Genomic DNA, 18,103 nt, shown 5'->3' with positions numbered 1-18,103 from the left:
TTCAACAGCGGGATCACACTGGAACACGCTATTGAACCCACGTACAACAGGCTGAACCCGCGGGTGGATCAAGGGAGATCGCGTCATGGCGGAGACGACGACGGTGACGCCGACCGCACTGCCGAAGGGCTTCCGGGGCGCCGAGCAGGGCTGGCCCGGGCTCGACCGCATCCCGCATCCCCCGCGCCGGATCCCGTTCCTCGGCGACATCATCGGCGCCGACCGCCGCACCCCCGTCCAGGACTCGCTGCGCTACGCCCGCCAGTTGGGCCCGATCTTCCGCCGGAAGGCCTTCGGCAAGGAGTTCGTGTTCGTGTGGGGCGCCGACCTGGTGGCCGACATGGCGGACGAGTCGCGGTTCGCGAAACACGTCGGCCTCGGCATCGCCAACCTGCGGCCGGTCGCCGGGGACGGACTGTTCACGGCGTACAACCACGAGCCCAACTGGCAGCTGGCGCACGACGTCCTGGCCCCCGGCTTCAGCCGCGAGGCGATGGCGGGCTACCACCCGATGATGCTGGCCGTCGCCGAGCGCCTCACGGACCACTGGGACCGCGAACTGGCCGCCGGACGCTCGGTGGACGTGCCCGGCGACATGACCAAGCTGACCCTGGAGACGATCTCGCGCACCGGCTTCGGCCACGACTTCGGCTCTTTCGAACGCGACCGCCCGCACCCCTTCGTCACCTCGATGGTGGGCACGCTCAGCTACGCGCAACGCCTCAACTCCGTGCCCGCACCGCTGGCCCCGCTGCTGCTGCGCACCGCGACCCGGCGCAACGAGGCCGACATCGCCTACCTCAACCGCACGGTCGACGACATGGTCCGCACCCGCCGTACGACGGGCGCTGGTGACGGCGACCTGCTCGACCGGATGCTGGAGACGACCCACCCGGAGACCGGCGAGCGGCTCTCCGCCGAGAACGTCCGCCGCCAGGTCATCACCTTCCTGGTCGCCGGCCACGAGACGACCTCGGGTTCGCTGTCCTTCGCCCTGCACTACCTCGCCCGCCACCCCGAGGTCGCGGCCCGCGCCCGCGCCGAGATCGACCAGGTCTGGGGCGACGCCGAGGTACCGGGCTACGAGCAGATCGCCAAGCTGCGCTACGTCCGCCGGGTGCTCGACGAGTCGCTACGGCTGTGGCCGACGGCGCCCGCCTACGCCCGCGAGGCCACCGTTGACACCGAGGTCTCCGGAGTCCACCCGGTACGGCGGGGCGCCTGGGCGCTGATCCTCACGCCGATGCTGCACCGCGACCCCGAGGTGTGGGGCGCGGACGCCGAGGAGTTCGACCCGGACCGCTTCGACGCGAAGGCCGTCCGCTCCCGCGCCCCGCACACCTTCAAACCGTTCGGGACGGGGGCGCGGGCGTGCATCGGCCGCCAGTTCGCCCTGCACGAGTCGATGCTCGTCCTGGGCCTGCTGCTGCGCCGCTACGAACTGCGCCCCGACCCCGCCTACCAACTGCGCGTGGCCGAACGCCTGACGCTGATGCCGGAAGGTCTACGGCTCCACCTCGACCGCCGCACCCCGTCCAGGCCGGCGACCGCGCCGGTCACGGTCCCGGGCGAGGTCCCCTCAGACGCCCGCTGCCCAGTGCACCGGTCGGACGACTGACCCCGGCAGTCTGGTGCCCGCACTGCCGCGGGCCGCGTTGACCTGGGGCTGGGTGAGGAAGAACGCGCCGGTCAGGTCGGCGTCCGTGAGATCGGCGTCCCGCAGGTCGGCGCCGATCAGATCCGCGCCGCGCAGGTCGGCCCCGGTGAGATCGGCGGCGATGAGGTAGGCGCCGCGCAGGTTGGCCCGGCTGAGATCGGCACCCTTGAGCCGGGCGCCCATGAGATCGGCACCGCGCCGGTCCTTCTTCTTCCCCTTCGCCCCGGCCCGCATCAGCTCACTGGTCCGCAGCAGCAGCACATTGACCGCCTGCCGGTGGGCGCCCACATCGAGCGCGCCGAGCTCTTCGGCCGTGCCGCGTGTGAGCGCGTCGGTCGCGCGCAGCGCCTCGCGCAACTCGGCGTGGACCGGCAGCGCGGCCGGCAGGGTGAGCGCCTCGGTCAGGTACCACAGCAGTTCATGCAGCTGCCGTACGACGGGGAAGACATCGAACATCCGGCGGGACTCCGCCTGAGGAACCGTGCGCCAGTCCCGCCCGCCGAAGGTGACCTGCGAGACTTTCTGCCCGGCGCCGAAGCAGTCGTAGACCGTGCAGCCGGTGAAGCCGGTCCGCCGGAGTTTCGCGTGGATTCCGCAGCGGTGATCACCCCGGAGGTTCGGGCACGGTGTCCCCGCGGCCTTGTCGATCGCGAAGTCCGTCGCGGCGGTGAAGGGCAGCGCGACACAGCACAGCCCGAAACACCGCTCGCAGTCACCACGCAGATCGGTCAGGTCCGCTATGTGATCTTCCATGGCCTCCAGCCTACTGATCCGACGCCCACACCCTGGACGGCGTCGGTGTGGCCGAGCCGTGCCGGGCAGTCGGCGCTTCCAAGGCGACGCTGTACCGCCACTTCGGCTCGAAGGACGGCCTGGTCGAGGCGGTACTTGAGGCGCGGAGCGACCGGGTGGTGCACTGGCTGACGGAGGCGGTGGAGACGGCGGGCCCCGACCCGGCCGCCCAACTCACCGCGCTCTTCGAGGTGTTGGGAGCCTGGTACCGGCAACCCGGCTTCCGGGGCCGCGCGATCGTCAACGCGGCGACGCAGCGCCACACTCCGCCCGCCAGCACCCTGGCGGAACGCCATCTGGCCCCTACCGCGCGCTGGTCACCGGCATCGCCGAACGGGCGGGCGCCCCCGAACCCGCCCTCCTGGGACGGCAGTTGCTGATCCTTCTGGAGAGCGCCACGGTCGTGGCCGACCACCACGACCCGGAGGGCCGGGCCGCCGAGGACGCCAGACAGGCGGCTCTCGCCCTGCTGTCCGCACAGGGGGCGTGATGGACGTCCAGGACCGCACGGCAGCGGGCTTCGAGAAGGTCGCGGACGTCTTCGCCGCGTACCGGAACGGCGGACCCGTCGTGGACCTGTGGGCCGGAGTGACCGACCCCGCGACAGAGCGCCCCTGGCGGGCGGACACGCCGCAACTCGTGTTCTCCGGAGCCAAGGGCCTGACGACCGCGTGTGTGCTGCCGGTCGAGCGCGGCCTGCTGAGCCTGGACGCTCCGGCGGCGCGCTACTGGCCGGAGTTCGCCGCCGCGGGCAAGGAACGGATCACGGTCGCCGAGATCTTCTCCGACCAGGCACGGCTGCCGGGCGTCCAACAGCCCGTCGCGACCGAGGAGTTGCTGGACCCGGAGCACATGGCGGGGCTCCTCGCGGCCTATTGGCTCCCGACGCGCCCGCCCTGTGGAACTCCGCCGCCTTCCGCCGGGCTCAACTCCCTGCCGTGGGAGCCCATGTGACGGCCCGTTCGATGGCCCGCTTCTACGCGCTCCTCGCCCGGGGCGGCGAGCTGGACGGTGTCCGGGTACTCGACGAGCGGACCGTGCTGCTCGGGCGGCGGGAACTGCGCCGGGGCGTGGCCCCACTGTGGGGCACTCCGATGGCGTACGGCGCCGGTCTCGAACTCCGCACGGAACTGGGCCTGTTCGGCCCGCCACCGGACGCCTTCGGCCACGCGGGCGCGGGGGACCTGCTCGCATCCCTGCACGAGGCGGTCACTCACCCCTGACAGGCATCACCCCTGACGGGCATCACTTTGCCGGGCCGCCGATGTCGAGGCGGGCCAGCCGGTCCGGGTCGGACAGGATGTACATCCCGGTGATCAGGCCGTCGGCGATCGTGACGCCCATGACGGAGAGGAGCTGTCCTTCGGTTGCGTTGACGACGCCCACCGTGCCGTTGACCAGGGCGAGTTGGGCGAGGCGGGCGAACGGGGCGAACATCAGGGCCTGTTCGGCGATCGGGCGTGCTCCGCGCAGCGCCTTGGAGGCCGCCGCGCCCCGGACCAGGGCGCCGGAGTCGGCGCGCAGTGCCACGTCCGGGTGCAGAAGTGCGACGAGGGCGTCGAAGTCGCCCTCGCGTGCGGCGGCGAGGAACGCCTCGACGATCTCGCGCTGCCGCCCGAGGTCCGGGTCGGTGGAAGGGGCGGCGCCCTGGACTCTGCGGCGGGCCCTGCTGGCCAGTTGGCGGGTCGCGGCGGAGCTGCGTTCCACGATCGGGGCGATGTCGTCGAAGGGCACCGCGAACAGGTCGTGCAGCACGAACGCGAGCCGTTCGGCGGGCTCCAGGGTCTCCAGGACGACGAGGAGGGCGAGGCCCACCGAGTCGGCCTGGAGCACTTCCTCCTCGGGGTCCAGGTCCGTCAGGGGTCTGAGCAGCGGGTCCGGGACGAAGGTCTCGTCGATGGGGTCCTCGCGGCGCGCGGTGCGGGTGCGCAGCAGGTCGAGGCAGACCCGGCCGACGACCGTGGTGAGCCAGCCGCCGAGGTTCCTGATGTCGTCCGCGTCGGTCCGGCTCAGCTTCAGCCAGGTCTCCTGGACGGCGTCCTCCGCCTCGGGCAGCGAGCCGAGCATGCGGTAGGCCACCGCGCGCAGCCGGCCCCGGTGTTCCTCGAAGCGGTCCGCCAGGAGTTCCGTGTCGTCCATACCGTCCACCCAACACGTCCGCCCCCTCCACAGGCATGTCATTTTCGGCGTCCCGTGTCCGTTTGCGGGGCGAGTGGGGCGGGACGACGATGGGGAATCATGGACCCGGTCGGCATCGCGTCCCGCAGACTGCCGCGTGTCGCGGCTCTGGTCCTGGCCGTCCTCGCGACGGCGGTCCTCACCCTCGCGGCCACGGCCCGCTCCACCGTGGTCTCACCGGGTTTCTACCGGTCCGCGCTCGACGAGCAGAAGGCCTACGACCGGCTCTACAGCCAGGTGCTGGTGGATCCGCGGACCGCCGCGGTCACCCGGGGGCTGCTCGCCCGGCTGCCCGTGCCGGAGGCCCAGGTCACCTCCAACCTCAAGCTGGTGCTGCCGCCGGAGACGGTCCGCGATCTCACCCAGCAGCAGATCAACGCCGTAGTGGGCTATCTCGGCGGCGAGCGCGACTCCCTGGTCCTCAAGGTCGATCTGCGGCCGGTGCTGGCCAACCTCAACGACCTCGCCCAGATCTACTTCGGCGATCTCGTCGCCTCGGTCCAGAACCGGCCCGAGCCGGACTTCGACCGCTTCTCCGCGGACCTCTCCACCGCACTGGGAGCCGTGACCGCGGGGCACATCCCGAACGGGCTGCCCTCGCTCCCGCTGACCGAGGCACAGGCGGAGCAGGCGGCCGGGACGCTGGTGAGCGGACTGCCCGTCGCGGACCGGGACGCCCTGCGCCCGGCGGTCGAGGCCGCGCTGCGGGACGGCGATGTCGCGACCGCGCTCGCCACCGTGGCCCCCGCCGCCGTGTCGGACCGCACCCGTGCGGCCGCCGACCGGCTGCGGGCGAGCGTGGATGGCGGCACCTGGAACTTCACGGACACCCTCGACCTGGCCCCGCTCCACCGCGCCCGCGCCTACACGGCGGTCGGCCTCGGCCTCACGGAAGCCTTGTCCTCGGCGCTCCTCGTCATCGCGCTCGCGGTGCTGTGGATCGGCGGCGGCTCGGCGCCGACGGGCCGCCGACTCCTCCCTCTCGGCTGGTCGCTCGCGGCCGGTGGAGTACTCGCCGGGCTCGTCGCCGTCCTCTTCCGGCTGGCCAGCGGCGGGCGGGTGATCGATCCGCCGGGTTCCTGGCCGCCGAGCCTGGCCCGGCTGGTCGACGACGTACAGCGCACCGCCCTGGACCGGCTCACGGCCACCGCCCTGACGACCGCCCTGGTCCCCGTCCTGGCCGGTGCCCTGCTGACCGGCGTGGGCTGGGCCCTCCAGGTCCGGCCGCACGGCCCCGCCCTCCCCCGCCTCCGGTGGCTGGTCCTGGCCGCGGGCGGCGCCGCCGTCACGGGCGTCCTGCTGATCCCGTACGCCGTCACGCCCACCGCGTCCCGCACCTGCGAGGGCAGCGCGGAGCTGTGCGACCGGTCCTACGACGAGGTCGCCTACCTCACCTCGCACAACGCGATGTCCACCACCGTCGACCGGTTCATCGGCCCGCTCCAAGACCCGGGAATCACCGCCCAGTTGGACGACGGGGTGCGCGCCCTACAGATCGACACCTACCGGTGGGAGCGCCCGGACGAGATCACCGCGCGGCTCTCCGAGTCCGACTTCACCCCGGAACAGCGGAAGTTCGTCGCCGCGGCCGTCAACAAGGTCAACCCGCCGCGCGAGGGGCTGTGGCTGTGCCACTCGGTGTGCCGGGCGGGGGCGATCGCGCTGGTGCCCGCGCTGCGCGAGATCGGTGACTGGATGCGCGCCCACCCGACCGAGGTGATCACCCTGATCGTGCAGGACGCGATCAGCGGCGAGGACACCCAACAGGCCTTCGCGCAGGCCGGGTTGAGTGACCTCGTGCACACCCCCGACCCCGATCCCGCGGAGCCGTGGCCGACCCTGGGCGACCTGATCGACAGCGGACGCCGACTCGTCGTCTTCGCCGAGCAGGCCGACGGTCCGGCGCCCTGGTACCGCAACTTCTACGACTACGGCATGGAGACGCCGTTCGCGTTCCGCACGCCGGACGCGATGAGTTGCGTACCGCATCGCGGTGGCACCGACAAACGGCTGTTCCTGCTCAACCACTTCATCACCATCGACGGCGGCAGCCGTCTGGACGCGGGTGAGGTCAACGCCCGCCCATTCGTGCTCGACCGCGTCCACCGCTGCGAGCGGGAACGCGGTCGGCCGGTGAACTTCGTCGCCGTGGACTACGCGACGATCGGGGACGCGGGCGGGGCGGTGGACGCGCTCAACTCCGAGCGCTGAAGCGCCCGTTGCCGACGAACGTGCTCAATAGCGCTGTGCCTTGGCCAACTTGGGGGTCAGCACCGGCTCCGGCGGCTTGGTGCTGATGGCGACCGGCTGGGCCTTCGCACCGGGGGCGAGGTTCTCGGCGCCGACGTAGCGCGTCTCCACCACCTTCCCCGAGGAGTCGAGGAAGTCGACCTGGACGGCGTAGGACGCCTTCTTGTCGGTCTTGTTGGTGATGTTGACGACGACCGCGAGCAGCCCGCCGGTCTGGGCGCGCGGTTTGCCGGTCATGGCGACCTCCGACGTCGCGTTGCCCTGGCCCGTGACGTTCTTGAGTTCGTTCTGGGCGTCCTTGCTCGCGCGGGCGACCTCGGCCGACACGGAGGCCTCGAAGGAGGACGCGGCGGCCGAGGCGGAGGACGCGGCGGCGGAGGCCCTGGCCTGGGCCGACGCGACCGCCGAGGACGCGGCCGACTTCAGGGCCGACGGTGTCATGCCGGAGAAGGAGGCCTTGTCCGGGGTCGGGGTCCCCGAGCCGCTGCCGGAGCTGTTGTTGTCGTCGCCGCAGGAGACCAGCGCGACCGTGCTCGCCGCGACGACGGCGAGGACCAGGGCGGCCGGGCGGGCCCGGCGGAGTGACTTGGTATTCATCGAAATGAACCTTATGCCGGAAATTCCCGAGTCACATCTCGTCGCCGGGCCCGCCTCCCGTCGGCGGACTCAGACCTCGTCGCGGGTGAGGGCCAGCAGCCGGTCCAGGACCCGCGTGCCACCGGCCCGTACGCCGTCGTGCTCGAACTCGTCGGTCACCCAGGTGCGCAGGCCCCGGATGGAGCGGGCGGTCCGGAGCGAGTGGGTCGCGTCGACGTACATGTCGTCGTGGTAGACGGCGGCGGCGACCGGGACCTCGTTGGCGGCGAGGCGCGCCGGGTCGTAGAGCGGCTGCCAGTCGGTGCGGGCGGCAAGGAGTTCGGCGGTCTCGCGGAGCGGGCGCAGCGCAGGGTCGCAGTCGAACATCCAGGGGTGCATGGTCTCGCCGGTGAAGAGGAGGGGGCCGTCGCCCGCGAGGGTCTTGGCCGCGTCGAACTGCGGGAACTCGCCGCGGACGCGTTCGGCCGACCAGGCGGTGGGGCGGGCGTCCTGGGCGTAGCACGCCTCGTGGACGAGGGCGTAGAGGGGGTGTCCGGCGTACGACAGGGAGTTCTGGACCTCTTCCTGGAAGGCGTCGGAGAGTTCGTGGCCCTGCGGGGTGCGGACGAAGGCGTTTTCGAGGAGGAAGTGGAGGCGGTGGCTGCCGTCGCTGCCGCCGAGCATGATGCCGAGGGTTTGGAAGGCCTCGGCGGTGAGCCGGTAGCCGTTCGGGAGGACCGGCTCGTGGCTCAGCAGGTACTCGGCGATGCGGCGGGCACGCTCCACGTCCTGCGGGTAGCGGTCGTAGTGGGCGGCGACCTTGCGCTCGATGCGCGGGTATGCGGCCCGGTAGATGTCGTCGGCGTGCGCGTCGAGGGACGGCAGGCCGCCGGTGAGGAGCGCGGTGCGCACGCCTTCCGGGGCGGTGGACAGGTAGTTCACCGCGCAGAAGCCGCCGAAGCTCTGGCCGAGGACGGTCCAGGGCGCGCCGCCGGTGAGGGCCGGGCGGATGGTCTCGCAGTCCCGGACGATCGAGTCGGCGCGGAAGTGCGTGAGGTGCTCGGCCTGCTCGGCGGGGCCGCCGCGCAGCGGGAGGGTCTGGCGGTTGAGCGGGGTGGAGTGGCCGGTGCCGCGCTGGTCGAGAAGGAGCACGCGGTACTCGTCGAGCGCGCGGTCGAGCCAGGCCTGCCTGCCGACGAAACGATTCGCCCCGAATCCGGGTCCGCCCTGGAGATAGAGCAGCCACGGCAGGTCCTTCCGGTCCGCCTTGTCACTCGCGACGACCTCACGGGCGTAGAGCTCGATGGTCTCGCCCGTGGGGTCCTCGTGGTCGAGGGGCACGGTGAAGCGGCGGTCGGTGAGGACGACGCCGGGTTGGCGGTAGCTGACGGACAACGGGACTCCTGGTACGGACGAATGACGGGCCGCGTCATAGTCCAGCACATGTGCGTCCGATATCCGACCCCCTGGATCATGAAATCCTACTGACCGGCCGATCAGCGGGCGGCGAGGCTGGAGCGGCGCACCACCAGTTCCGGCTGGAGCACGACCCGCCGGTGCTCGTGCGGGCGGGCCGTCGGGTCCGTCTCCGCCTCGGTCTCCTCCAGGAGCAGTTCGGCGGCCAGGGCACCCATGGTGACGGCGGGCTGCCGGACCGAGGTGAGCGGTACGGCGGCCGCCGCGGCGAACTCGATGTCGTCGTAGCCGACGATCGCGAGGTCGTCCGGGACGCCGACCCCGGCCGCGAACACGGCCTGGAGCACACCGAGGGCGAGCAGGTCGTTGGCGCAGAAGACGGCGGTGGGCCGGTCGGCGAGGCCGAGCAGCCGGGCGCCCGCATCACGCCCCGACGCCACGTCGAGCCGGTCGGTGGGCAGCTCGCGCAGCGTGCCCGGGTCGAGACCGGCCTCCGCGAGCGCGTTCTTGGCGCCCGTACGGCGGTCCCGCACCTGGTTGAAGCCGGGCGGGCCGCTGACGTAAGCGATGGAACGGTGACCGGCGTCGATCAGGTGCCGCACGGCGAGCGCGCCGCCGGCGACGTCGTCCACGGAGACCGAGCACTCGGTGGTGCCCTCGGCGACACGGTCGACGAGCACGAAGGGAATGCCGTGCCGGCGGAACGACTCGATGTTGCGTCCGGTCGCGTCGGCCGGGGTCAACAGCACGCCCCGCACCCGCTGTTCGGCGAAGAGCGACAGATACTCGGCCTCCTCGCCGGGGCTCTGCGCGCTGTTGCAGACCATCACCCCGAGCCCCGACTCGCGCGCGGCCCGCTCGGCGCCACGAGCGACGTCCACGAAGAAGGGGTTGCCCATGTCGAGGACGAGCAGCCCCATGATCCGGCTGCGCCCCGCGCGCAGCTGACGAGCCGACTCGCTCCGCACATACCCGAGGCGGTCGATCGCGGACAGCACCCGGGCCCGGGTCTCCGTGGCGACGGTGTCCGGGCGGTTGATGACGTTCGAGACCGTGCCGACGGAGACTCCGGCGGCACGGGCGACGTCCTTGATACCCACCGGCTGGGCCATCAGGCGGAGACCTCCAGGGTGATGTGGGGCGGCGGGAGAGCCTTCACATTACCGTCATGACCTTTGCCGACTCCGGCGGCCGCCCCGGTCACGCGGGCAGGGCGAAGTCGACGACGTGAAGCGCCGAGGGGGTCGTACCGCTCGACTTCTCCTGGTACATGACCGACAGCACGTTGTCGGCCTTCACCCGCAACTCGTCGACGACGACCTCGCCGAACGCGTTCAGGTCGCTCGCGTCGTACAGCAGCGTCCAGTCGGAGTACCCGGAGGCCTTCGAGGCGGCGGCGATACGGCCGTAGGGCAGGACCGCGTAGGCGTTGTCGTACTTGTCCAGGACCAGCCTGGTGCGCTGGCTGGAGTTCAGGGCGATCGGGATCTCGGTCTTCTGCCAGGTCCCGGCGGAGTTCTTGCGGACGTGGAAGGCGCGGCCGTTGGTCGTGCGGTCGGTGACGTAGTTGGTGGTGCACTGGCCGAAGCGGCCGGGGACGTAGCTGATGATCGCGTGCGGGAGCCCCGCGGAGTCGGTGGCCTGGCTCTCCTGGTTCATCAGGGAGTGGTCGGGGTTGAGGGAGTCGACGACGAGCCCGCCGTCCGTGACGGCCACGGTGTCCGAACTACCCGTTGTTCCTACGACAGTTCCGGCGTCGTTGCGCCAACTGCGGCCTTGGTCGGTCGAGTAGACGTAGCCGGTGTCGTGGTTGGTGATGCCGCCGCTGTTGCACATCACGGCGGCGGACTGCTCGCGCCAGGTGAAGAAGGCGTGCAGTCGGCCGTTGACGTCGTAGTCGATGCCGTGGAGGTACATGTTGCGGGCGGTGCTGGAGCCGTGCGTGCTGGTGTAGGTACCGGTCGAGGCGCTCCACTCCCCCAGTGCGGTCCAGGCCGAACCGTCGTACTCCGCGAGGGCGTTGCGTCCGTTCCCGGAGATCCCGACCCGATAGCTGAGCTGCAACTTGCCCTCGGGTGTGGCGATGAACTGGGGGTAGGTGAACTGCGAGGTGAGGGCGACACCGTCCAGCGAGGTCCCTACGGCGCCGAGAACGGCCGAAGTCCAGGCGGTGGACGCCGGGTTGTCGAGGAGACCGGCGACGGACTTGACGTAGAAGAAGCCGTCGCTGTGGGAGTCCATGTTGAGGTGGAGCCGGCCGTCGACCTTGGACACGCCCATGGAGATGACGTTGTGGGAGTCGTCGCTCTTGAGCTGATGGGAGAGGGTGATGGTCGACCAGGTGGTACTGCCGAGAACTCGCCGGGCGACGACGGCGTACTTGGTGGACGTGTACCAGGCCGCGTACTGATAGCCCTTGTAGGTCAACAGCCCGTTCTTCTGGAACGAGTTGTTGTTGACCAGGCCGTCGTACGAGACGAAGTAGACGGCCTGGGCGTCGAGTTGGGTGGTGCTCTTCTTGGTGACGGACGGGCCGGGGTCGGCCGCCCGTGCGATGCCCGGTGTTGCCACGGCCGCGAGTATGGCGGTGGTGAGCACGGCGCGTCTTCTCATGTGGGCGGCTCCTGTGGGGGGATCACGCGAGGTGGAAGACCTCGGTGAGGGGCTTCATCGCTTCGTCGGGACGGGCGCCGTCCAGGGACTCGAAGAACGGCGCCATCTCCGCCTGCCAGCGGGAGTTGATGTCGGTGGCTTCCATACCGGCCTGGGCGGCGGCGAAGTCCTCGGTCTCCAAGTAGCCGACCAGGAGGCCGTCTTCGCGCAGGAAGAGCGAGTAGTTGTGCCAGCCGGTGGCCGAGAGCGCGTCGAGCATCTCGGGCCACACGGCGGCGTGCCTCTCACGGTACTCGTCGAGGCGGTCCGCCCTGACCTTCAGCAGAAAGCACACGCGTTGCATCAACACCCCTTGGACTAAAGGGACTTCGGGGACTAGAAGTTGAACTGGTCGATGTTCTTCGCGTCGAAGACGGTCGGCTTGCCGAGGTTGATCACGCCGTCCTTGCCGATGGTGTACGAGGTCCCGCCGGCCTTGAAGGTCTCGCCCTCCTTGCCGGTGATCTGCCCGGACACCAGCGCCACCGCCGTCTGCGCGGCCAGCGCGCCGAGCTTCGCCGGGTCCCACAGCTCGAAGCCGTCGACGGTGCCGTTCTTGACGTACTTGCGCATGTCGTTGGGGGTGCCGAGGCCGGTCAGCTTGACCTTGCCCTTGTACTTGGAGCCGGCCAGGTACTGGGCGGCCGCCTTGATGCCGACGGTGGTCGGGGAGATGATCCCCTTCAGGTCCGGGTACTCCTGGAGAAGGCCCTGGGTCTGCTGGAAGGACTGCTGGGCGTCGTCGTTGCCGTAGGCGACCTTGACCAGCTTGATGTCCTTGTACTTGGGGTCCTTCAACTCGTCCTTCATGAAGCCGATCCAGGTGTTCTGGTTCGTCGCGGTCTGCGCGGCGGACAGGATCGCGATCTCGCCCTTGTAGCCGATCTGCTGCGCGAGCAACTGCACCTGGGTGCGGCCGAGGTCCTCGGCGCTGGCCTGCGAGACGAAGGCGTTGCGGCACTCGGGGTTGGTGTCGGAGTCGTAGGTGACGACCTTGATCTTGTTGCTCATCGCCTGCTTGAGCGCGGTGCACAGGGCGCCCGGGTCCTGCGCGGAGACGGCGATCGCGTTCACCTGCTGCTGGGTGAGCGTGTTGACGTAACTCACCTGTCCCGCCGTGTCGGTGGCGCTGCTCGGGCCCACCTCCTTGTACTTCTCGCCCAGTTCGGTGAGGGCCTTCTCGCCGCCCTTGTCGGACGTGGTGAAGTACGGGTTGTTGACCTGCTTGGGCAGGAACCCGACGGTGAGCCCCTTCTTGAGCGCGGCGTTCGGGTCCGCCTTGCCGCCGGTGACGGCCGCCCCGGTGTTCTCGTCCTTCACGTCCTTCTTGGTGGTACCACCGCAGGCGGTGGCGACGAGCGTGAGAGAAGTGACGGCGACGAGCGCCGCACAGGCACGACGAAGGGATGCTTTGCGCATGGCATGGGGTCCTTTGATACGAGGGTGAGCGGAAGCGCCCCTCCAGGGGCGCGGGGAACTGCGCGACCAGCCACAACGGGCCCGCAGACGCAATACGACCTATCCAGTGGAACGAGCCGCGGCCCTGGCAACAGCAACTTGCCGAGCTACCCGAGGCCCAAGCACCGAAACAACAAGCAACACACCGGTCACGACGATCTGCGACTGCGCGGAAACATTGAGAAGGCTCATCACGTTCTGCAACGCCCCGAGCAGAAAGACACCCGCGATCGCGCCTCCCAACGTCCCCTTCCCGCCGTCGAAGTCGATCCCACCGAGCAACACCGCGGCCACCACGGACAGTTCGAGCCCGGTCGCGTTGTCATAGCGAGCGCTGGCGTAGTGCAGCGCCCAGAAGATCCCGGTGAGTGAGGCCATCAACCCGGTCACCGTGAACAGGATCAACTTCTGCCGCTTGACCCGGATACCGGCGAACCGCGCCGCCTCCTCGTTCGCCCCGATCGCGAACAACGACCGCCCGAACGGCGTGGCATGGAGGGCTACGACGGCGATGGCGAGCAGCACCAGGAAGGGCAGGAAGGCCCGCGGAAGGAACGTGTCGCCGAGCCGTCCCGCCGCGAAGTCCAGGTACTGCGTGGGGAAATCGGTGACCGCGTCGGAACCGAGCACGATCTGCGCGATACCCCGGTACGCGGCCAGCGTGCCGATCGTGACGGCGAGGGAGGGCAGTCCGAGCCGGGTGACGAGCAGCCCGTTGACCAGTCCGCAGACCAGGCCAAGGAGCAGGCAGATCGGGATGATCGTCTCGATCGCCATGCCGTCGTTCCACAGCTTGCCCATCACCGCGCCCGACAGACCGGCCGTGGAGGCCACCGACAGATCGATCTCGCCGGCGACGACCAACAGGGTCATCGGGAGCGCGATCAGGGCGATGGGCAGGGTGTTGCCGATCAGGAACGACAGGTTCAGCGCGTTGCCGAAGCCGTCCACGGAGGTGAAGGAGAACAGCAGCAGGACGACGAGGAGGGCGCCGACGACCGTGTCCCAGCGGATCGCGCGCGTCAACGACTCAGGCATGGCGGGCGTTCCTCTTCTTCAGTGCGGTGGCCACGCGCAGGGCGACGATCCGGTCGACGGCGATGGCGAGGATGAGCAGGATGCCGTTGATCGCGAGCACCCAGACGGAGCTGACGCCGAGGGCGGGCAGCACACTGTTGATGGAGGTCAGCAGAAGGGCGCCGAGGGCCGCGCCGTAGACGCTGCCGGAGCCGCCGGTGAAGACCACGCCACCGACAACCACCGCACTCACTACGGTGAGTTCGTAGCCGGTACCGGTGCCGGAGTCGACATTGCCGAAGCGGGCCAGGTACATCGCGCCGGCGAGTCCGGCGAGCCCGCCGCAGAAGGTGTACGCGGCGAGGATCCGCTTGCGGACGGGGATCCCGGCGAGCCGCGCGGCCTCGGGGTTGGAGCCCAGGGCGTACAACTCCCGTCCGCTGCCGAAGTGTTTGAGGTAGTAGGCGGTGACGATCAGTACGGCGAGCGCGATCAGTGCCAGCCAGGGCACCGCCGACAGGCCGCCGGAGCCGAAGTCCACGAATCCGCCCGGGAGATCGGCGGCCGTGATCTGCCGGGAGCCGACCCAGATGGAGTCGACGCCCCGGATGATGTAGAGCGTGCCGAGCGTGACGACCAGGGCGGGCACCTGCCCGAGACTCACCAACAGCCCGTTGACCAGGCCGAGTCCGACACCGAGGAGCACTGCCAGCAGGATCGCGATGACAGCGTTGCCGCCGCTGTGGAGGTAGTCGCCGGTAGCGAAGGCGGTGATGCCGAGGGTCGAGCCGACCGACAGGTCGACGTTGCGGGTGATGACGACCAGTGACTGGCCGGTGGCGACCAGGACGAGGATGGTCGCGTTGAGGAGCAGGTCCTTGATGCCCTGCTCGGACAGGAACTCGCTGTTGCCCGCCTGGGTGATGCCGATCATCACCAGGAAGACGGCCAGGATGGCGAGTTCGCGCATCTTGAAGACCCGGTCGACCAGCCGGGTGCCGCTCGACTCGGGGGCCTCGGCGGCGGGCGCGGGGTTGGGCGCGGTGACCGTCATACGGCGGCCCTCCCGAAGGACTCGATCGTCATGAAGGCCGGGCTCATGCGGCGGTCCTCCCGGTGGCTGCGGCCATCACGGATTCCTCGGTGGCTTCGGAACGGGGGATCTCCGCGGTGAGCCGGCCCTCGTGCATCACCAGCACGCGGTCGGCCATGCCGAGGATCTCGGGCAGATCGGAGGAGATCATCAGAACGGCGACGCCGTCGGCGGCCAACTCGCTGAGCAGCCGGTGTACTTCGGCCTTGGTCCCGACATCGATGCCACGGGTCGGCTCGTCGACGATCAGTACCTTGGGCCCGGTGGCGAGCCACTTGGCGAGGACGACCTTCTGCTGGTTGCCGCCGGAGAGGGTGTTGACGGTGTCGCCGATCCGCGCGTACTTCACGTGCAGCTTCACCGCCCAGTCGAGCGAACGGCTGCGCTCGGCGCCCCGGTCGACGAGACCGGCCCTGACCGTCGTACGCAGGCCGGTCAGACCGATGTTGCGCTCGATCGACATGTCCATCACCAGGCCCTGGGCCCGCCGGTCCTCGGGGACCAGGGCGAGGCCCGCGGCCATCGCGGTCGAAGGGGCGCCGTTCGTCAGCGACTTGCCGTCGACCTCGACCCCGCCGGCGTCCCACCGGTCGATGCCGAAGACGGCTCGCGCCACCTCGGTACGGCCGGCGCCGACGAGCCCGGCGAGACCGACGATTTCTCCGCGCCGTACATCGAAAGAAACATCGGTGAAGACGCCCTCGCGGGTCAACCGCTTGACGCTGAGGGCGACTTCGCCCGGTTCGACGTCCTGCTTCGGATACAGCTCGTCGAGATCGCGGCCCACCATGCGTCGTACGAGATCGTCCTCGGTCATGCCCTCGACCGGCTCGCTGGAGATCCACGCGCCGTCGCGGAGGGTGGTGACCTGCTGGCAGATCTGGAAGATCTCCTCCAGGCGGTGCGAGATGAAGAGGACGGCGGCGCCCTGTTCGCGCAGGGTGCGGACGACGCCGAAGAGGCGGGCCACCTCGCTGCCGGTGAGGGCGGCCGTCGGCTCGTCCATGATGAGGACGCGGGCGTCGAAGGAGAGCGCCTTGGCGATCTCCACGATCTGCTGGTCGGCGATGGACAGGCCGCGCGCCGGACGCTCGGGGTCCAGCTCGACGCCCAGCCGCTTCATCAGGTCGGCGGTCGCCGCGTGGGTGGCCTTGTGGTCGATACGGCCCAGCGCACGGCGGGGCTGGCGGCCCATGAAGATGTTCTCGGCGATCGACAGGTCGGGGAAAAGGGTCGGTTCCTGGTAGATCACGGCGATTCCCGCGTCGCGGGCGTCGCCGGGGCCGTGGAAGAGGACGGGTTCGCCGTCGAGCAGCACCTGGCCGGCGTCGGGCCGGTGCACACCGGCGAGGGTCTTGATGAGAGTGGACTTGCCCGCGCCGTTCTCACCGGCGAGTGCGTGCACCTCACCGGGGAACAGTTCGAGGGACACGTCCCGCAGGGCGCGTACCGCGCCGAAGGACTTGGAGATGCCCTTGAGCGCGAGCACCGGGGCCGGACCCGCGTCTGACGGGTGGGTCATGAGGGGCTCCTCGACGACGTCGGCGGTGAGCCGTCACGACGTCGTGAAAGGTTTCAACTTGGTTGCCGGGACGTTAGGCTCGCCAGCCTTGTCACGTCAATGGGTCCGCATCGAAAAACTTTCGATAGCCAAAGGTCACATTGGAGTCACGGAGCACAGGCTTGGCCGTAGGGCTTGACACCCCTTCGGGAGGCTCATAACTTCGCTCTCTGAATCGTTTCATACATACATCGTTTCGTCGCATGTCACAGGAGCCCACAAGTGACCGATCTCGCCGCGGTGAAGGCCGCGCTCAGGACCCAGGCAGTCGAGACGCCGTCGTGGGCGTACGGGAACTCGGGGACCCGGTTCAAGGTGTTCGCCCAGGAAGGGGTGCCGCGTACCCCGCAGGAGAAACTGGAGGACGCGGCCAAGGTCCACGAGTTCACCGGCGTGGCGCCGACGGTGGCCCTGCACATTCCCTGGGACCGGGTGGACGACTTCGGGGCGCTGGCCAAGTTCGCGGACGACCACGGGCTGAAGCTCGGCGCGATCAACTCCAACACGTTCCAGGACGACGACTACCGGCTCGGCAGCGTCTGCCATCCCGACGCGGCGGTGCGGCGCAAGGCGCTGGACCATCTGCTGGAGTGCGTCGACATCATGGACGCGACGGGGTCCGCCGACCTGAAGCTGTGGTTCGCGGACGGTACGAACTATCCCGGGCAGGACGATCTGAGCGCGCGCCAGGATCGGCTGGCGGAGGCGCTCGCGGCGGTGTACGCGCGGCTCGGGGACGGGCAGCGGATGCTGCTGGAGTACAAGTTCTTCGAGCCGGCGTTCTATGCGACCGATGTTCCTGACTGGGGGACGGCGTATGCGCACTGTCTGAAGCTCGGGCCGAAGGCGCAGGTCGTGGTCGACACCGGGCATCACGCACCCGGCACGAACATCGAGTTCATCGTGGCGACACTGCTCCGGGAGGGGAAGCTCGGGGCGTTCGACTTCAACTCGCGGTTCTATGCGGACGACGATCTGATGGTGGGGGCGGCGGATCCCTTCCAGTTGTTCCGGATCATGTACGAGGTGATTCGGGGTGGAGGGTTCACGGCCGATGTGGCGTTCATGCTCGATCAGTGCCACAACATCGAGGCGAAGATTCCGGCGATCATTCGGTCGGTGATGAACGTGCAGGAAGCCACGGCGAAGGCGTTGCTCGTGGATCGGGATGCGTTGGGTGCCGCGCAGCGGGCTGGGGATGTGCTGGAAGCCAATGCCGTGGTGATGGACGCGTACAACACGGATGTGCGGCCGTTGCTTCGGGAGTTGCGGGAGGAGCAGGGGCTTGCCCCTGACCCGATCGTGGCTTATCGGGCTAGTGGGTGGCAGGAGCGGATTGTTGCTGAGCGGGTTGGGGGGCAGCAGGCCGGTTGGGGCGCCTAAGCGTCTGCCGGGAGTTCGTTGTTTGCGGGTGCGGGTCCGTTGTGGCTGGTCGCGCAGTTCCCCGCGCCCC

At 69.8% G+C, this 18,103-nt stretch carries 17 protein-coding genes; 6 read left to right on the top strand and 11 right to left on the bottom strand.

What is annotated here, in order from left to right; translation table 11 throughout:
- The first annotated feature begins 85 nt into the window (after positions 1-85).
- Positions 86-1,618 (top strand): cytochrome P450, encoded by a 1,533-nt coding sequence (locus ACWIHT_RS28905; RefSeq protein WP_456171218.1) that lies wholly within the window; start codon positions 86-88, stop codon positions 1,616-1,618.
- Here ACWIHT_RS28905 and ACWIHT_RS28900 read toward each other — a convergent pair.
- The gene (locus tag ACWIHT_RS28900) at positions 1,580-2,410 is read right to left on the bottom strand and encodes a pentapeptide repeat-containing protein (protein WP_456171217.1); all 831 of its coding nucleotides are present in this window, start codon (positions 2,408-2,410) and stop codon (positions 1,580-1,582) included. The genes ACWIHT_RS28905 and ACWIHT_RS28900 overlap by 39 nt on opposite strands.
- A 47-nt stretch (positions 2,411-2,457) precedes the next feature.
- Here ACWIHT_RS28900 and ACWIHT_RS28895 point away from each other — a divergent pair, with 47 nt between their 5' ends.
- The 3 genes from ACWIHT_RS28895 (at position 2,458) to ACWIHT_RS28885 (ending at position 3,672) form a co-directional block, all read left to right on the top strand.
- On the top strand, positions 2,458-2,829 hold the full coding sequence (locus ACWIHT_RS28895) for a TetR/AcrR family transcriptional regulator (protein ID WP_456171216.1): 372 nt from the start codon (positions 2,458-2,460) through the stop codon (positions 2,827-2,829).
- Positions 2,830-2,938: 109 nt separating this feature from the next.
- On the top strand, positions 2,939-3,403 hold the full coding sequence (locus tag ACWIHT_RS28890; protein WP_456171215.1) for a serine hydrolase domain-containing protein: 465 nt from the start codon (positions 2,939-2,941) through the stop codon (positions 3,401-3,403).
- The gene (locus tag ACWIHT_RS28885) at positions 3,400-3,672 is read left to right on the top strand and encodes a hypothetical protein (RefSeq protein WP_456171214.1); all 273 of its coding nucleotides are present in this window, start codon (positions 3,400-3,402) and stop codon (positions 3,670-3,672) included. The genes ACWIHT_RS28890 and ACWIHT_RS28885 overlap by 4 nt, the downstream gene beginning before the upstream one ends.
- A gap of 22 nt (positions 3,673-3,694) precedes the next feature.
- On the opposite strand, the gene sigJ is transcribed toward ACWIHT_RS28885, so the two are convergent.
- Positions 3,695-4,588, bottom strand: a complete 894-nt coding sequence (sigJ, locus tag ACWIHT_RS28880) for an RNA polymerase sigma factor SigJ (RefSeq protein WP_456171213.1) — start codon at positions 4,586-4,588, stop codon at positions 3,695-3,697.
- A 99-nt stretch (positions 4,589-4,687) separates the two neighbouring features.
- On the opposite strand from sigJ, the gene ACWIHT_RS28875 reads away from it, so the two are divergent.
- Positions 4,688-6,838 (top strand): hypothetical protein, encoded by a 2,151-nt coding sequence (locus ACWIHT_RS28875; protein WP_456171212.1) that lies wholly within the window; start codon positions 4,688-4,690, stop codon positions 6,836-6,838.
- Positions 6,839-6,862: 24 nt separating this feature from the next.
- Here ACWIHT_RS28875 and ACWIHT_RS28870 read toward each other — a convergent pair whose 3' ends face one another.
- The 9 genes from ACWIHT_RS28870 to ACWIHT_RS28830 form a co-directional block, all read right to left on the bottom strand.
- Complete coding sequence (locus ACWIHT_RS28870; protein ID WP_456171211.1) at positions 6,863-7,474, bottom strand: FxLYD domain-containing protein; 612 nt, start codon at positions 7,472-7,474, stop codon at positions 6,863-6,865.
- Between the two features lie 69 nt (positions 7,475-7,543).
- A complete protein-coding gene (locus tag ACWIHT_RS28865; RefSeq protein WP_456171210.1) occupies positions 7,544-8,848 on the bottom strand; it encodes an alpha/beta fold hydrolase in 1,305 nt (434 codons plus the stop codon).
- Positions 8,849-8,949: 101 nt separating this feature from the next.
- Complete coding sequence (locus tag ACWIHT_RS28860; RefSeq protein WP_456171209.1) at positions 8,950-9,981, bottom strand: LacI family DNA-binding transcriptional regulator; 1,032 nt, start codon at positions 9,979-9,981, stop codon at positions 8,950-8,952.
- Between the two features lie 88 nt (positions 9,982-10,069).
- Positions 10,070-11,482 (bottom strand): BNR repeat-containing protein, encoded by a 1,413-nt coding sequence (locus tag ACWIHT_RS28855; protein ID WP_456171208.1) that lies wholly within the window; start codon positions 11,480-11,482, stop codon positions 10,070-10,072.
- A gap of 22 nt (positions 11,483-11,504) precedes the next feature.
- Positions 11,505-11,825, bottom strand: a complete 321-nt coding sequence (locus ACWIHT_RS28850; protein WP_033278944.1) for an L-rhamnose mutarotase — start codon at positions 11,823-11,825, stop codon at positions 11,505-11,507.
- A gap of 32 nt (positions 11,826-11,857) precedes the next feature.
- Positions 11,858-12,940 (bottom strand): rhamnose ABC transporter substrate-binding protein, encoded by a 1,083-nt coding sequence (rhaS, locus tag ACWIHT_RS28845; protein ID WP_456171207.1) that lies wholly within the window; start codon positions 12,938-12,940, stop codon positions 11,858-11,860.
- A gap of 99 nt (positions 12,941-13,039) precedes the next feature.
- Positions 13,040-14,017, bottom strand: a complete 978-nt coding sequence (locus ACWIHT_RS28840) for an ABC transporter permease (protein WP_456171206.1) — start codon at positions 14,015-14,017, stop codon at positions 13,040-13,042.
- Entirely contained in the window at positions 14,010-15,050 is a 1,041-nt protein-coding gene (locus ACWIHT_RS28835) for an ABC transporter permease (RefSeq protein WP_456171205.1), read from the bottom strand. Before ACWIHT_RS28835 ends, ACWIHT_RS28840 begins: the two co-directional genes overlap by 8 nt.
- Before the next feature lie 43 nt (positions 15,051-15,093).
- Positions 15,094-16,611 carry a sugar ABC transporter ATP-binding protein gene (locus ACWIHT_RS28830; protein WP_456171204.1) on the bottom strand — a complete coding sequence of 506 codons (1,518 nt, stop codon included), beginning with the start codon at positions 16,609-16,611 and terminating at the stop codon, positions 15,094-15,096.
- A gap of 261 nt (positions 16,612-16,872) precedes the next feature.
- On the opposite strand from ACWIHT_RS28830, the gene rhaI reads away from it, so the two are divergent.
- Positions 16,873-18,033: an L-rhamnose isomerase gene (rhaI, locus tag ACWIHT_RS28825; RefSeq protein ID WP_456171203.1), complete on the top strand. Its 1,161-nt coding sequence runs from the start codon at positions 16,873-16,875 to the stop codon at positions 18,031-18,033.
- The last annotated feature ends 70 nt before the right edge of the window (positions 18,034-18,103 follow it).

The sequence above is a fragment of the Streptomyces sp. NPDC002276 genome, assembly GCF_053891435.1.
The sequence above is the reverse complement of the archived record's forward strand: the minus strand, read 5'-3'. Positions and strand labels throughout refer to the sequence as shown.

Excerpts from the sequence above, each read along its gene's own strand:
- ACWIHT_RS28835 (WP_456171205.1), bottom strand. The coding sequence starts at position 15,050 with ATGACGGTCACCGCGCCCAACCCCGCGCCCGCCGCCGAGGCCCCCGAG.
- rhaS (WP_456171207.1), bottom strand. The coding sequence starts at position 12,940 with ATGCGCAAAGCATCCCTTCGTCGTGCCTGTGCGGCGCTCGTCGCCGTC.
- sigJ (WP_456171213.1), bottom strand. The coding sequence starts at position 4,588 with ATGGACGACACGGAACTCCTGGCGGACCGCTTCGAGGAACACCGGGGC.
- ACWIHT_RS28860 (WP_456171209.1), bottom strand. The coding sequence starts at position 9,981 with ATGGCCCAGCCGGTGGGTATCAAGGACGTCGCCCGTGCCGCCGGAGTC.
- ACWIHT_RS28875 (WP_456171212.1), top strand. The coding sequence starts at position 4,688 with ATGGACCCGGTCGGCATCGCGTCCCGCAGACTGCCGCGTGTCGCGGCT.
- ACWIHT_RS28905 (WP_456171218.1), top strand. The coding sequence starts at position 86 with ATGGCGGAGACGACGACGGTGACGCCGACCGCACTGCCGAAGGGCTTC.
- ACWIHT_RS28900 (WP_456171217.1), bottom strand. The coding sequence starts at position 2,410 with ATGGAAGATCACATAGCGGACCTGACCGATCTGCGTGGTGACTGCGAG.
- ACWIHT_RS28890 (WP_456171215.1), top strand. The coding sequence starts at position 2,939 with ATGGACGTCCAGGACCGCACGGCAGCGGGCTTCGAGAAGGTCGCGGAC.
- ACWIHT_RS28855 (WP_456171208.1), bottom strand. The coding sequence starts at position 11,482 with ATGAGAAGACGCGCCGTGCTCACCACCGCCATACTCGCGGCCGTGGCA.
- ACWIHT_RS28850 (WP_033278944.1), bottom strand. The coding sequence starts at position 11,825 with ATGCAACGCGTGTGCTTTCTGCTGAAGGTCAGGGCGGACCGCCTCGAC.
- ACWIHT_RS28870 (WP_456171211.1), bottom strand. The coding sequence starts at position 7,474 with ATGAATACCAAGTCACTCCGCCGGGCCCGCCCGGCCGCCCTGGTCCTC.
- ACWIHT_RS28830 (WP_456171204.1), bottom strand. The coding sequence starts at position 16,611 with ATGACCCACCCGTCAGACGCGGGTCCGGCCCCGGTGCTCGCGCTCAAG.
- ACWIHT_RS28840 (WP_456171206.1), bottom strand. The coding sequence starts at position 14,017 with ATGCCTGAGTCGTTGACGCGCGCGATCCGCTGGGACACGGTCGTCGGC.